Genomic DNA, 14,621 nt, shown 5'->3' on the forward strand with positions numbered 1-14,621 from the left:
GGCTGGTTGGAACGTAAGATCCCGTATAACAAGCGATGCTATGGAGCGACAAGAAGAACCTTAGGGATGCCGGGGAACCTAAACTTACAGGGAGAGATGAAATGAATCCAGTTGTCGGTCTAGATATTTCAAAAGAAGAAAGTCATGGACAAGCCTTTTTAGCGCGCGGAAAGCCCTTCAGAGGGACATTCCACTTCGAGCACACTCGTGATGGCCTAGCAAATTTACATCAAGTTTTGAAGGATGTTGAGACTGCATCCAAACTACGTCCTCTGCTTATTCTAGAAGCAACCGGCCATTACCAAAGTCCCGTTGTTCAGTTCCTAGAAGAACATCACTACATTTACATTATCATTAATCCGCTCATCTCAAATCGGCTTAGAAAGTCTCAACTTCGTAAAGTAAAGACGGATGCTGCGGACGCTTACCTATTGGGAGAGTTGTACTACAAGGAAGAGTTTGAACCTTTTAAAAAAAGAGGTGTGCAACTTCTCAATCTGCGCTATCTTACAAGACAGTATGAGTCCCTTTCAAAGATGTGTGTACAGACGAAGCTGCAATTCCAAGCCGTTTTAGATCAGGTTTTCCCAGCTTACAAAGGCGTCTTTGGAGCTATGTATTCCCGTATTTCACTACGGTTTTTAAGTAAATTTCCAACCTCATATTCAGTTTTGCAGACGGATGAAATTACACTCAAAGCTAAGATGAAAGAACTACTTTCTTCGAAACGGGGGCGTTCAGAGGGCTGGATTAACCAACGGGTTCAGCGACTGCTAGACGCGGCAAAGCAAAACCCATTTCAGCAAACCATGTATGCAAGCCACTTAATCAATTTGAAAGTTCTTATTACCCTTATTCTTCAGTACTAAGAGCATCTTGCTGAACTGGAACAGAACATAGATGCTCTGGCTGAAGAAATTGAAGAGTATGAATTAATTCAGTCGATTCCCGGTATTGGGCATAAAATTGCTGCAACAATTTTATCTGAAATTGGAGAAGTCGACCGATTTGATCATCCTAAAAAGCTAGTGGCTTTTGCAGGCATTGACCCGAGTATCTTTGCTTCCGGTAAATTTACAGCAACTCGAAACCGAATCACGAAACGTGGTTCCAGGCAGTTGCATTACGCACTGGTAATGGCTGTCCAGTGTGGGCTTATACGCTCCCGAAATATGCGACTCAAAGCGTTCTATGATCGCAAGAGAGCAGAAGGAAAACCACATAAAGTAGCTCTAATCGCATGTGCAAATAAGCTCATCCATTGGCTTTATGCAATCTTGAAAAACAAGAAGGAATTTCGTCCAATTTAAAAGATTATCATTGGCATAACCTTCCAAGACACAACGGAAATTGGAGGGTTATTTGGCATGCTCATTTTAACTATACCACATGATTTAGAATCACTTTACTGGTAATCTTGACAAGCTATTAGCTGGTATAGCTTAATGAAGCATCGTCAGACTATTACTTTGTTTTACAGTCTAGAACTTTAGACAATACAAATATGACCGCAAAGGCTTAAGCCTTTACGATCTTATTTACTTCTGCATTTTTAGTCCAATTTCACCTTCCTCGTTTCGTCCCCGTCCATAGTCGGTCGTGACAAAATCTAAGGTGCAATTGATCTTCAAACTGTTTGCTATGTTCGCAATTGCTCTGCGCCGCTTATCCGCGAATGTAGTAGCTTAAATACCCGGTATGTCTTTAGCGCTGGTCTTTAACTAGAGCGGTGTTGGCTGTCACATCTGCTGTCAGTTCTTGACCAGAAACTCGTTTGACAACCGATCCTTCCGCCGAAAGCAAATCATATGCAGTCATTCGGTTTTCCAACTGTTGAAGTGAGTATTCGTAATTTTTTATTACACCAATTAAGTCAGTATACTGTCATTCATCATTCATCATTTATCATTTATCATTCCTTTATATAATGTGATTATTTGTTGAAATCGTTATTTTTGGTAGATGAATGTAAATCTAAGCACTATAATTACCTTACACCATAGTTTGCATACGAAGATAAACAAACTAAGGAGGCTTTACTTTTGAAAAAATCTATTATCGCTTTGGCTGCTGGCACCGTTCTTCTTGGGGCATTGTCTGTACCGTCTTTAAGTTTTGCAGAACCAGTCCCAACTTCAGCAAATATTTCTTCTGAGTCACCATATACTCCGCCTCAAGGGAACAAAAAATGGGTAAGTGGCATCAGAGGTGCAACGGTTAAAGAGGATATAAAATCAACAGTTCCAACTCAAAAATTTTACATGACAGGAGGCTTTGGAGGGAATATTTCTTTATATAAATGGCAACAAAAAGGCAACAATAAAGTATGCCCATTATATCAAGGCTACATTTACAAAATGTTCCCTTAATATTAAAATTAACTCTAAAGTAAGCACTTTTTTTCATAGGTGCTTACTTTTTTTATCGTTGTTATCTACCATATTTAATCCTCACCTATCTATACTTACTACACCCACATATAACGGTACAGCGCATAGTATAGAAGTATAGGCTCTTACCATGGGGTGCCCTTCGCTATCTTTTGGAGTTGATTTACGTACATTTTATAAGTCTCGTCACTATAGCAAGCACGGCAACTCTACCAACACGATGAATCTCAATATGATTAACTTTCATAAAAACGGAAACTCTGTTCTGTCATTGATGTTCCTCCTTAGAGATCAAAAACCAGAAGCTTAGGAAATTCTCTGCCATCGTTGATTAACTCACGGTATGTTTTATAGACATGGTCATCCAGCTACTCGCACTCATCGCATCCATCTTAACAGCACGGTACAGTTTCGTAATCAATCTCATTTTCCAAATGCTCGTAATAGGCTTGCTCCAGATTTTCAGTAGCATTGTAATTCCGTCCAATCCTGTAGCATATTGAATGGTCGTTGCTCCCCATCTTAATTCACATGTTTTTCCACACTCATCCGCCATCTTGGCTCCATCCCTCTTTGCAGCATTAAAGAACATTTTACAGTCGTATACAATTAAAAATTCCTTTTCGCACTACTGTAAGTAGGGTGTCCGAAAGCGTACCCGCCTTTTTTTTATCCGTGGAGTATTTTTAAAATCGAAATCAAATTTTCACAGAGGACGAAACCTTTGCATCCGGCAGCATTACAACGATTGTTTCAATGAACATTGTATAAGGCTGTTTTCTCCTTCTTTACTCCCTATAGGCTAAAATATGTTTATTCTCACTGCCCTCAACAATGAATATGTTCTGCATAAACTATCAAAAAGGAGATGAGAACATGACTAGATTGTTAGATGCTCGAACATCTCAAAACGCAAGTTACGGTAATACGATCTCAATTCCCTTGCCAGCCAATACTGCTGTTGCCATCGCGGAGCTTGGTTTAGAAGTAACGGGTGCAGGGGAAAACATGCGTGTACAATTAACAGGGATAGCCGAGCTTGCATTTCCTACCACTCCACCATTTGACTCCGTAATTTCTTTTTCCATTGTTAGAGGCGATGTCGATTCGCTCGTTGCTTACGCCCTTTACTCCGTGAGTGTCTCCGAAGTAAACCCAAACGCTGTACAAGTTGTCACCATCAATGCATCCGATTACAATATCCCTCTACCACCATCCAATGAATTGGTATATACCTTATATATATTTTGCACAGCAGATGCTACCCGAATAGGAATGGAAAGCTTTAATGCTGTTGCTTATTCAGATTAAAATACTACCGTAACATGGAGGGCAAAGCCCTCTTATTTTTGTTTCATCTGCTCTTGGGGACAATGCTTTCTATCTGTCGTTCATTTTTGGTATAATTTACTTAAAGGGGGTGATCAAATGGGGATCATGCTTATTCTTATTGCTATTATTTTTTTCTCGCTTGGTATTTTAAGTAAACGGAATCCCACTTGGGGATGGCGTGCAAACGAAGCCTGGAAGATCAAAGGTGACTCAGAACCAAGCGATGCTTACATTGATGACATGAAATTTAGGGGCTCTGTATCTATTCTCTTTGGGTTCTTCTTCTTAGCATGTGGACTTTTGGTTATCTTACTGTAATCGCACTTCCTTAAACTTCAGAGCTCGACCAGTGAATGTAGTAACAGTTCCATAACTGGCTTCATAGATTTCACACTTTTCTTTTTTTGTTTCTAAACACTTCTTTGCGCCCTGCTCGCGTTTGTATTCTTCCCAGTCTACGTTGTATTGTGGGGAGTACTACGTAGTCCAAGAAAATGATGCATTACCCACAAAACAAAAAATCCCTCAACGCTTAGAGCGCCAAGGGATTCCTCATTTTAGTAAAGCGTCAGATATTGATCACGTTCCCATTGATGTACTTGGGTGCGATACATATCCCATTCAATTTCCTTAAGCTCATAGAAGTAAGCCAGAGCATGATCACCCAGTGCATCAGAGATAACCTCGCTCCGAATAAGCTCAGACAAAGCTTCTTTCAGGTCTGCAGGCAGACTTGGAATGCCTTCTTCAATTCGCTCTTCCTCGGACATCACGTAGATGTTGCGATCAATTGGGGCTGGCAGAGCCATCTGACGTTTAATACCATCCAAACCTGCTCTCAGCATTACGGCCAGGGCTAGATAAGGATTCGCTGCCGGGTCAGGGTTCCGAACTTCAACGCGAGTGCTCAGGCCACGAGATGCGGGGATCCGAATCATCGGACTCCGATTGCTTGCAGACCAAGCGACATAACAAGGCGCTTCATAACCTGGTACGAGGCGTTTGTAGGAATTTACTGTTGGATTCGTGATCGCTGCCATTGCACGTGCATGTTTAAGAATGCCTGCCATATAGTGGCGAGCTGTCTGGCTTAATCCGAGTTCATCCGTCTCATCATAAAATACGTTTTCATTGTCCTTAAACAACGATTGGTTGCAGTGCATACCGGAACCATTCACGCCGAACAAAGGTTTTGGCATAAAGGTTGCATGCAAACCATGCTGACGAGCAATTGTCTTAACAACAAGCTTGAATGTTTGAATCTGATCGGCAGCCTTAACTGCATCTGCATATTTAAAGTCAATCTCATGCTGACCAGGTGCAACCTCATGGTGGGATGCTTCAATTTCGAAGCCCATTTCTTCAAGCTTAAGAACAATTTCACGACGGCAGTTCTCACCCAGATCCATTGGAGCCAGGTCAAAATATCCACCTTGGTCATTCAGTTCTGTGGTCGGGTCGCCTTTTTCATCGGTTTTGAACAAGAAGAATTCAGGTTCTGGTCCGACATTCATCGAAGTGTAGCCCAGTTCTTCGGCTTCTTTAAGTACACGTTTCAAGATTCCCCGCGGGTCACCTGCAAATGGAGAGCCGTCTGGCTTGTAAATATCGCAGATCAAACGAGCTACACGATCTGAGGTTACCCAAGGAAATACAACCCAAGTGTCCAAATCTGGATATAAGTACATGTCAGATTCTTCGATACGTACATAGCCTTCTATGGAAGAACCGTCAAACATCATTTTGTTATCCAATGCTTTTTCCAACTGGCTAACCGGAATTTCAACGTTCTTAATGGTGCCCAGCAAATCTGTGAACTGCAAACGAATAAAACGAACATTTTCTTCTTCCGCAATCCTAATGATATCTTCTCTGGTATAACTCACACTAACCTCTCCCTTTCTGTAACGACTATATGCAAATCGGCTGTATCATAAATGACATAAAAGACTTAAATGATGAGACCGTTTTTTAAGTAAAATAACCTTATGCCAAAAGGTAAGTCCAAGCATTATCTATTGTTGAAAAATCGTGATAATTCGCCTTGGATCAAAGATACCTGTCCTGGTCTTTTGCCTGCAACAAGTTGTTGTTTCAACAAACGATGAAGCTGAGTATCGGACATTTCACGGCGTTTGACTTCCGTATCTGCAGTAATAACTGTAGCTTCCTCCGATTCCTTGGTAACCGGATTCATGACTTGTTTAATTCCTGCAATGTTAACACCCTTTTCGATCAACGCCTTAATTTCAAGCAGACGCTCTACGTCATTGAATGAAAAAAGACGTTGGTTACCTGATGTACGGGCAGGAACTATCAAATTATGCTGCTCATAATAACGAATCTGACGTGCTGACAAGTCCGTTAGCTTCATGACAATACCTATTGGAAATAAGGCCATATTTCTGCGAATTTCGTCGCCCATTTGTCATCAACCTTCCAGTGATCTATTATTCACCTTATTGTACATTTAGCTGATGCAAAGTGTCAATGATATGTTAGAAAAACTCACAATAATTTACGTTCTTTCATCGTTTGCAGAGCCATAAGTACTCCATATTTGACATGAGAGTAGGTTAAGCCCCCTTGCATGTAACCAATATAAGGCTCCCGAATCGGAGCATCTGCGGATAGTTCCAAGCTTCCACCTTGTATAAACGTACCTGCGGCCATAATAACCGGATGCTCATAACCCGGCATATCCCACGGCTCTGGCACCACATGGCTATCCACGGCGGCTGCGCGCTGAATGCCCTGTACAAAAGCAATTAGATGTTCTGGTCCGCTAAAAGAAATGGCCTGAATCAAATCCGTACGCTCTTCATGCCAAGCAGGTTTGGTCTCAAACCCCATTTCTTCAAAGACTGCAGCAGCGAATATGCTTCCTTTAACCGCTTGCCCCACCAATGTAGGAGCAAGGAATAGCCCCTGGTATATGCCCCGTGTAGTGCCTAGCATGGCTCCTACTTCTCCACCAATACCAGGTGCTGTTAATCGGTAGGATGCCAGCTCTACATATTGATGTTTACCGCAGATATATCCACCCGTTTCTGCAATACCTCCACCAGGATTTTTAATCAACGAACCTGCCATCAAATCGACACCGACCTGGGTAGGTTCCAGCTTCTCAGTAAATTCCCCGTAGCAATTGTCCACAAAGACAATAACATCAGGCTTTATCTTCTTCACCCGTGCCGTCATTTCTTCAATATCTGCCACACTAAAGGAAGCTCTCCAATCATAGCCGCGTGAGCGCTGGATACCGATCACTTTGGTGTTCGCATGGATTGCGGACTCCACCGCTTTCCAGTCCACCTTACCTTCTGCTGTCAGCGCTGTCTCTCCATAAGTAACACCAAAGTCCTGCAATGATCCTGTTCCATCGCCAGGCTTACCAATCACTTTGTGTAAGGTATCATAAGGTCGCCCTGTAATGTATAACAACTCATCCCCTGGACGCAGCAGACCAAATAAAGCCGTAGCGATGGTATGCGTTCCCGAGGCAAAATGCGGACGCACCAACGCTGCCTCCGCACCGAACACATCTGCATAGACCTCTTCCAGCACTTCACGCCCCCGGTCATTGTAAGCATATCCCGTTGAACCTGCAAAATGAAAATCGCTCACTTGCTTGCGCTGGAAGGCCTGAATGACCTTCCACTGATTTGCATCCACAATATGATCTATGTGCTGGATACGTTCTTGTATTTTAAGTTCTACTAATTCCTGAATTTGCTGAATTTCCGGACTAAAAACTACCATTTACCTTCTTGACCCTCTCTCTTCCGCAGCCTTAGGCTAATCATGTTATATTGTTATTCAATTCGAACGATGAGCATTATCATCTTATGGACCCAAAAACATCATTAGATGTTAACTTTCTGTGAACTCACTAAGCGCATGACCATACTTTTCGTATTCTCCTCTTTGAATTTCTACCTCATAAATGACATCATTGCCATCATACTCTGTCAGCAGTACATCTCCAATTCGATAAAGCACCGATGTTAAATCCCCACGTTCCGCAGGAATACGAAATCTCAGTGTGTCACCGCTCAGATGCTCCTGAACCAGTTCGCGAATGCGTAGCAAATCTGCTTCATCAAAAGCACTGATTTTCAAATAGCCTTCCCCAGAAGGGAGCATTTCCAATTGCTCAGGGGTGCAAGCATCTTTTTTGTTAAACAATACGATCTGAGGCTTGTCCGCAGCCCCAAGCTGTTGCAGGATTGACTCTACAACTTTCATTTGTTCGTCACGCATGTCTGAGGAGGCGTCCACGACATGTAAAATGAGATGAGCCTCATTGGCCTCCTCCAAAGTGGCCCGGAAAGAGGCAACCAAATCATGAGGCAGATTTTGAATAAATCCTACTGTATCTGTGAGAATAACTTCTTTGCCACTCGGCAGTTCCATTGTTCTAGAGGTAGGATCAAGCGTCGCAAATAGTTGGTTCTCAATATATACATCGGCAGCTGTCAGTTGCTTCAACAGTGTTGATTTGCCGGCATTTGTATAGCCAACGAGTGCCACCTGGACGATGCCGGCCTTTTGTCTACGCTCCCTGTGTAAATACCGATGACGCGTCACTTCCTCAAGTTGGCGTTTCAGATCACTGATTCGGTCACGAATGTGACGACGGTCCGTCTCTAGCTTGCTTTCACCAGGACCACGTGTTCCGATTCCGCCACCGAGCCGCGAAAGATTTTTACCATGTCCAGACAGTCGAGGGAGTAAGTATGACAACTGCGCCAGTTCAACCTGGATAATACCTTCCCGTGTCTTTGCACGCTGAGCAAAAATATCCAGAATTAACTGTGTCCGGTCAATTATTTTGAGATCCAGGCTCTCTTCAAGATTTCGTACTTGAGCTCCCGAGAGCTCCTGGTCAAAAATAGCTGTATTCGCTCCCAATTCTTCAGCAACTGCACGCAATTCATCTACTTTTCCTTTGCCAATAAACCATTTTGAGTCCTTGGATTCCCTATTTTGTGTGAGGACGCTCAGCACTTCAACTCCCGCTGTTTCAGCCAGCTTCACCAGTTCTTCCAACGAATATTCCGTATTGATGCCAGATCGTTTGACTTCATCTGTAATTAGACTGACCAGTACCGCCTTATCCTGCATTTCGGTTTGTGTATCATGAGTGGAGTTCGCCATATTGTTTGCTCCTTTATTTTCATGTCAACTCTCGAACAGAAACCGACCTGATGTCAGGCCGGCCCTCGTTCGATGTCATACAATTCGATATGATTCAGATTCCTATTATCGCCTATCTTTTGTCCATTTTCAAATCCTCTGGTCGCAACGTCATCAATTCCTGCTTGCCGGGTTGCCCGCTCCTGTACTGATTAAGCAGCCTGACGGCTTGGTGCCGAATCGCTTTTTCGATCACATTACGAACATAACGTGCATTACTAAATGCATGGAGACTGTCATTCCGCTCATTTAGCAAATGCTCCTTCATTTTGAGTATAGACTGAGGCATGAGAATATAATCCCGTTCCTTAGCCATCATCTCCGAAATTTGAATGAGTTGATCCACAGTGTAGTCAGGAAAATCCAATTGAATTGGAAAACGAGAAGGAAGACCAGGATTTGTCCGTAAAAAAAAGTCCATTTCTCCCGAATACCCTGCGAGGATCAAAATAAATTGATTTTTTTGGTCTTCCATGGCCTTCACCAAGGTATCAATCGCTTCTTTTCCGAAATCCTTTTCCCCTCCACGTGCTAAACTGTAAGCCTCATCAATGAACAACACGCCGCCAAGAGACTTCTTTACCAGGTCCCGCGTTTTTTGTGCGGTGTGGCCGATATACTCACCTACCAGATCAGCTCTCTCCACCTCAATCAGATGGCCCTTGCTCAGTACCCCCATTTTTTGCAACATTTTAGCGATAATGCGGGCTACTGTCGTTTTCCCCGTACCTGGATTTCCTTTAAAAATCATGTGATATACGTGTGCGTTGCTCAACAGACCCGCATCAGTGCGCATATGAGCGATTTGCAAAAAGGCATATACCTCAAATACCAGTTCTTTGATGTTATCCAAGCCGACGAGATGATCGAGTTCTTTCTGAATTTCCTGATAAAGACTGAGATACTGCGGTAGCGCCTGCGACTTGGTCGAAGCCACTGCTTCCGTCTCGTCCACAGTCACCGAAGCGATCGGCTCCGGGCTACGCAGCACGACATTGATTTGTCTGGAAGGTCTCTCCTCCGACCGCTTGCCCGCGGCGATTCCCCGTCCGTTCATGCATCCATCACCTCAACATTTCTTCAGGCACAGCTTACCCTATTAATGTATTCGGTCCAGCATGTCCTTATTAGCATAAAAGCAACGAGAACGCGTACAAAGCCTTCCCTCAATTCAGGCAATCCAAATTTGAGCACTGATCCACCACCGTTGTAGCGTCCATTTTGCGTAAGCCAATACTTCTCTTGATTGATGAATTGGCATATTCAGCACTTTGGATTCGGTCAGAGCCAGCTGGGGATGATCGAAACTCAAAAATTGAGCAATCTCCAACGCGCGAGGACCGTGATAGCTATGTGTGATGATTACGGTGGAGTTCCAGCCATATTCCTTCATGATACGCTGGCTGTAGAGCAAATTTTCGTAAGTACTGGTTGCCTGGTTTTCTAACACAATATGCTGCACAGGGACTCCTTTATCTACCAAGTAGCGTTGCATCCCCTCGGCCTCCGTATACGGAAAATCAGGTTGATCCAGTCCTCCACTTACAATTAGTCGCTGCACCATCCCGTTACGATATAACCGCAAGGCTTCTTCTAATCTTTCTTTTAAACCAGGACTGGGCTCAGCTCCCCACATAGAGGCACCTAGTACGATACCAATTTGTGCATGCTGAAGCGGAGTGGTAGAGGCAGCTGTATTCATATTCCATACTCGGATACCTGCCCATACCAATCCGACCAAAATGAAAATCATCAAACCAATTATGAGACGCTTTGATACCATAAATATTTTCCCATTGCGACTTTGCCTGCTTTTTGGCTCATGGCGTTGGGGCCTAGTGCTTTTAATCCACTGCAAAAATTTCACCGTTCTCTCTTGAAATCACCGTTATGAAACCATTCTGCCCGGTGTTTCAGCGACATTTTAAAATAGGGGAACATGTGAGCATCGATCTGATGTAGCAGGTCAGCCGCTGTTCGGTTAGCCAATTCTGCTTCTTGCGTAGAAATATGCCCCCGTTGTAGCGCCTCCTCCAGTTCATCCTCATCCACCAGAAAGATTTCACCGTTTTTAAGCACGACCACATCCAAATACAAATCATCAAACCAAGGAACTCCTTGATCGGTTACTCCTTGATTTCGGCAGGTATCAATGTACCATTCGACGATTTGCTCTCGATTGTCAAACATAGCAGTCACCACATAATGCTTACCTTTGGGATAATATTGCAACCAGGAATAACCTTTATCGGCTATGCAAAACGTATGACCACCATAACTTTTCCATAATGGCTCCTTGAGACTCAAAATAGTATACAGGGTCACATATCCTGTAAACGCATCACTTTCTACATACCGGCAAGCAAACTTGCGATTGGTGATTCTTCGCCAGTTGGCCCGGTCTCCGAATTTGCGCTTCATAAATGATGTTCCTCTCCAACATTGGTAAAACCAGCTTACCATATTTAAACTATACACTCAAAAATAACCCTTGTATTACAGCAAAAAAGGTATTTTCAGACTGTCAAAACAGTCCGAAAATACCTTTGATTTAAAACCAATATCATCTTATTTAAAACATATTTGCTAATCCCGGTTGTGACGTCCACGATTGGAGTTGGAATGACCGTTGGATTTGCCTTCCTGATTTCCATCCACTATAGCACCTGTGGTAGATGCATCTGTATTTTCTGGATTGGTCATAGTATTTTCATCAGTTATACCTGAATCCGGTGTAGTCGTCTGACCATTCCCCTGATTTGTATCGTTTCCGTTACCAAAATTGTCGTTACTGTTTCCTGTACCTCCAGTACCATTTCCATTGTTAACTCCAGGAGACGTTGGAACTTGTTCAGAACCAGTACCGTTATCGGTGCCTCCAGGAAGTGTATTCCCCTGGTCCGTGCCATTCTGACCGTCTATATTCTCGCCATTATCCGGTACGGTTCCATCCTGATTAGGATCGTTTCCTGGCTGCGGATCTATCGGAGTAGTTTCTGCTGGAATTTCTACGCTAATCGTGTTGGAAGCTGCGGATTCTTTACCATCCGCTCCATAAGCTACGACATAGTATTGATACGTCTTTCCAGCTACAGGAGACGTATCTTCACCACTCGTGCCTCTCATCGCCTCCATAATCGTCCGGAAGCTTCCTTCGGAAGACTCTTTACGATAAACACGGTATTGTACATTGTCTCCCTCTGCCGCATTCCAAGACAACGATACAATTTGGGTATCCTGACTATACGACCCGCTCAGTCCGCTTGGAGCGGTGGCCTGAACCGGCTCTTCTGGCTTCTCCTCAACCGGTGGTTCATATCCCTTCGGCTCGCTAAATTGCGTCACTGGGTGTCCCTTGAGTGCTTCACCCATAACCCTTCCGAAGAAGGCTGCCGACTGTCCGCTAGAGTTTCTCAACATATGCTTGCTATCTGGCTTGTCATACCCCATCCATACCGCTCCGGTATATTCCGGCGTATAACCGACAAACCAGATGTCCCGGTTACCACTGTTGCCGCTGATTCCACTTTGGGTCGTACCCGTTTTACCAGCTACAGGCCAGTCGATACGTGCTTTACGACCTGTACCGCTATTGACCACATTTTGCATCATTTTTGTCATTTCATAAGCCGTTTTCTCACTCATAACAGATTTGGATTCCTCATTATGAGTATAAACCACTTGATCATCGCTATTGTTAATTTGCTTAATGGAGTAAGCTTTTTGGAATTGTCCTTTATTGGCAAAAGCGCTATAAGCCTGCGCCATTTCAAGAGTATTTGTTCCTTTGCTTAATCCCCCCAATGCGATAGCAAGCGAGTGATCATTTTTGTCCATCGGTATGCCTACGCTCTCGGCGAATTGAACGCCTTTTTCCACACCGATTTGGTTCAACAACCATACAGGTGGTATATTTTCAGACTTCGTAATGGCATCCATCATGCTGATGGTGGAAGAGTAACCATGTAAGTTTTTCGGACTGTATCCGTTAAAACTCTGCCGTTCGTTACTCAAAGGAGTATCTATCGTAAATTTACCGGATTCAAGAGCTGGCGCATAGGCTACAATCGGCTTAAAGGCCGATCCTGGCTGTCTGCGGCTCTGCGTCGCACGATTAAAGGTTCCCTTTTTATAATCCCGTCCGGGTGCCATCGCGGCAATACCACCTGTCTGGTTATTGATAATAACCATTGAGGCTTGGACAGGCTGATCGTCGGGACTTTTTTCGAACATATCATCATCCGCCATCGCTTGATCCAACGCATTTTGAGCCTGAGCATCCATTGTCGTATGAATTTTATAACCGCCAATAATCAGATCATTGCCGCTGACTCCTGGCAAGGCATCCTCTGCCTCATCCATGACATATTCCATAAAATTTTGATATTTTTGTACTTTTTCCGGTTGTTTGTAATCGTAATTTATAGCTTTGGCTTCTTCCATTTCCTGCTTTCCAATCATTCCCTGCTCAAACATCAGCTGGAGAACCACAGCACGCCGGGCCTTTGAGTTTTCCGGGTTACTGATCGGGTTATACTTGGAGGGTCCTTTCGGAATAGCCGCCAGTGTAGCGACTTGCCACAACTTTAATTTATTTAAGTCTGACTCTCCAAAATAGCCTTCCGACGCTGCCTTTATTCCAGAATATGAGCGTCCAAACCATATCCGATTCAGATATAGCGTAATAATTTCATCTTTAGTCAAATTCCGCTCCAGCGCCATTGCGATGGATACCTCTGTTGCTTTACGGAAAAAGGTTTTGTCACGTGTCAAAAACAAGTTTTTGGCCAACTGCTGAGTCAGCGTACTGCCGCCCTCCACTGCAGAACGAGCAACGATATCCTTCACTGCCGCCCGACCGATAGACCAAATATCAACTCCTTGATGCTCCATAAAACGCTTATCCTCGGTTGCGATAAAAGCTTTTTTGAGCAACGGCGGAATTTCTTCACTTTTCACAGGATCACTTTTTTGCACAGACAGCTCACCCATGAGCACACCGTTGCGGTCATAAACCTTTGATGTCTCGTTCACAGTAATTTTGTCCTTGTTGGCTTTGTAGATTTTTTCGCCATTAACCATGACAAATAAATAACCACCAAGTGCGCAAAATATGGCTAATGCTGCTGTAATAAACAGCGTCCACCCAACTCGCTTACCTGTTATTTTCTTTTTCTTGCCCTTCGGCTTCTCTTTAGATGTGTTTCTATTGCGATTGCCGGATCTGGACAATGAATCGTTTGGCATTCCCCTGACTCCCTTTCGCGAATAATCATAATGTCGCCGAGCGTAAGCTTAAAGCTAGCTGTCGGCAGCATGAAAGTAAACGGAATGAAAAGAACAACCCTGATCAGGTTGCTCCCGGTCACATTCCTATACAGTTAGACGAGACGGACGCCTGAAAAGTTTCATTACCCGGGCGGCCGTCCAGCCGTAATCAGTTATCGCTAGCGTTATCTTGTTGTACAAGCGATACGTTGCGTTGCGGTGTGAAGGTGGAGATGGCATGCTTGTAGATCAGCTGTTGCTTCCCATCCGAATCAATAACGATTGTAAAATTGTCAAATGCTTTAATCGTTCCTCGCACCTGAAATCCATTGATGAGGTATACCGTCACAGGTATAGAATCCTTGCGCAATTGGTTCAGAAACGTATCTTGGATATTAATAGACTTGTTCATTTTAGCCGTACCCCCAATAA

General features: G+C 43.7%; 13 protein-coding genes and 2 pseudogenes. 4 read left to right on the plus strand and 11 right to left on the minus strand.

Going from position 1 to position 14,621, the window contains the following annotated elements; translation table 11 throughout:
- Positions 1–101 precede the first annotated feature (101 nt).
- Positions 102–1,310 (plus strand): annotated as a pseudogene (locus ACH59B_RS14000) (IS110 family transposase).
- A 228-nt stretch (positions 1,311–1,538) separates the two neighbouring features.
- Here the strand turns inward: ACH59B_RS14000 and ACH59B_RS14005 are convergent.
- Positions 1,539–1,884, minus strand: a pseudogene (locus ACH59B_RS14005) (hypothetical protein); the annotation flags it as partial.
- Positions 1,885–2,042: 158 nt separating this feature from the next.
- Here ACH59B_RS14005 and ACH59B_RS14010 point away from each other — a divergent pair.
- Entirely contained in the window at positions 2,043–2,369 is a 327-nt protein-coding gene (locus ACH59B_RS14010; RefSeq protein WP_025365066.1) for a hypothetical protein, read from the plus strand.
- Positions 2,370–2,721: 352 nt separating this feature from the next.
- On the opposite strand, the gene ACH59B_RS14015 is transcribed toward ACH59B_RS14010, so the two are convergent.
- Positions 2,722–2,946: a hypothetical protein gene (locus ACH59B_RS14015; protein WP_025365067.1), complete on the minus strand. Its 225-nt coding sequence runs from the start codon at positions 2,944–2,946 to the stop codon at positions 2,722–2,724.
- Between the two features lie 320 nt (positions 2,947–3,266).
- Here ACH59B_RS14015 and ACH59B_RS14020 point away from each other — a divergent pair, with 320 nt between their 5' ends.
- A complete protein-coding gene (locus ACH59B_RS14020; RefSeq protein WP_025365068.1) occupies positions 3,267–3,701 on the plus strand; it encodes a hypothetical protein in 435 nt (144 codons plus the stop codon).
- 117 nt (positions 3,702–3,818) lie between these two features.
- Positions 3,819–4,040 (plus strand): DUF6199 family natural product biosynthesis protein, encoded by a 222-nt coding sequence (locus ACH59B_RS14025; protein WP_016821990.1) that lies wholly within the window; start codon positions 3,819–3,821, stop codon positions 4,038–4,040.
- Between the two features lie 239 nt (positions 4,041–4,279).
- Here ACH59B_RS14025 and glnA read toward each other — a convergent pair whose 3' ends face one another.
- From glnA to hfq, 9 genes are all read right to left on the minus strand, one after another.
- Positions 4,280–5,608 carry a type I glutamate--ammonia ligase gene (glnA, locus tag ACH59B_RS14030; protein WP_016822091.1) on the minus strand — a complete coding sequence of 443 codons (1,329 nt, stop codon included), beginning with the start codon at positions 5,606–5,608 and terminating at the stop codon, positions 4,280–4,282.
- A gap of 125 nt (positions 5,609–5,733) precedes the next feature.
- Positions 5,734–6,147 (minus strand): MerR family transcriptional regulator, encoded by a 414-nt coding sequence (locus tag ACH59B_RS14035; protein ID WP_016822092.1) that lies wholly within the window; start codon positions 6,145–6,147, stop codon positions 5,734–5,736.
- A gap of 83 nt (positions 6,148–6,230) precedes the next feature.
- Positions 6,231–7,484, minus strand: a complete 1,254-nt coding sequence (locus ACH59B_RS14040; RefSeq protein WP_016822093.1) for a methionine gamma-lyase family protein — start codon at positions 7,482–7,484, stop codon at positions 6,231–6,233.
- A gap of 111 nt (positions 7,485–7,595) precedes the next feature.
- Positions 7,596–8,882 carry a GTPase HflX gene (gene hflX / locus ACH59B_RS14045; RefSeq protein ID WP_013371541.1) on the minus strand — a complete coding sequence of 429 codons (1,287 nt, stop codon included), beginning with the start codon at positions 8,880–8,882 and terminating at the stop codon, positions 7,596–7,598.
- Positions 8,883–8,994: 112 nt separating this feature from the next.
- On the minus strand, positions 8,995–9,978 hold the full coding sequence (locus tag ACH59B_RS14050) for an AAA family ATPase (protein ID WP_016822094.1): 984 nt from the start codon (positions 9,976–9,978) through the stop codon (positions 8,995–8,997).
- Between the two features lie 114 nt (positions 9,979–10,092).
- Positions 10,093–10,788, minus strand: coding sequence for a YdcF family protein (locus tag ACH59B_RS14055; RefSeq protein ID WP_016822095.1), 696 nt, complete (start codon positions 10,786–10,788; stop codon positions 10,093–10,095).
- A complete protein-coding gene (locus ACH59B_RS14060) occupies positions 10,785–11,342 on the minus strand; it encodes a DUF402 domain-containing protein (RefSeq protein ID WP_013371544.1) in 558 nt (185 codons plus the stop codon). The genes ACH59B_RS14055 and ACH59B_RS14060 overlap by 4 nt, the downstream gene beginning before the upstream one ends.
- A gap of 165 nt (positions 11,343–11,507) precedes the next feature.
- Positions 11,508–14,168 (minus strand): PBP1A family penicillin-binding protein, encoded by a 2,661-nt coding sequence (locus ACH59B_RS14065; RefSeq protein WP_016822096.1) that lies wholly within the window; start codon positions 14,166–14,168, stop codon positions 11,508–11,510.
- Positions 14,169–14,358: 190 nt separating this feature from the next.
- Entirely contained in the window at positions 14,359–14,601 is a 243-nt protein-coding gene (gene hfq, locus ACH59B_RS14070; protein WP_013371546.1) for an RNA chaperone Hfq, read from the minus strand.
- Between the last annotated feature and the right edge of the window lie 20 nt (positions 14,602–14,621).

It is taken from the genome of Paenibacillus sp. DP01, assembly GCF_044784315.1.
Taxonomy (GTDB): domain Bacteria; phylum Bacillota; class Bacilli; order Paenibacillales; family Paenibacillaceae; genus Paenibacillus; species Paenibacillus polymyxa.